This is a genomic window from Isoptericola variabilis (assembly GCF_050311655.1).
In the GTDB taxonomy this organism is placed as follows: Bacteria; Actinomycetota; Actinomycetes; order Actinomycetales; family Cellulomonadaceae; genus Isoptericola; species Isoptericola variabilis.
Genome location: NZ_JBNOZM010000026.1, coordinates 1 through 252, shown reverse-complemented (window position 1 = coordinate 252; position 252 = coordinate 1). Strand labels below are relative to the sequence as shown.

Sequence of the window (252 nt, the reverse complement as noted above, 5' to 3'; positions counted from 1 at the left end):
CACCAAGGACGCAGCTCGACCCGCGCACGACGACGAACCCGCTGGTCCGCGCCGGCGGGCGCTGGCTCGGCCGGCTCAACGACCGCTTCCCGTGGAACCACAACGACCACGTCCACGGCTGGATCCTGCGGCGGCTGCCGCGACGCCGGCGCCGCGCGCTCGACGTCGGCTGCGGCACCGGCCTGTTGGTCGACCGGCTGCGGCGCGCGGGCGCCACCGTCGTCGGGCTGGACGCGGACGCCGCGATGGCCG

1 protein-coding gene is annotated in these 252 nt (G+C 77.4%); it reads left to right on the top strand.

Features of this window, described 5'->3' with window-relative positions; genetic code table 11:
• The coding region (locus ACQP60_RS20925; protein WP_429736582.1) for a methyltransferase domain-containing protein at positions 1-252 on the top strand (252 nt) is incomplete at both ends.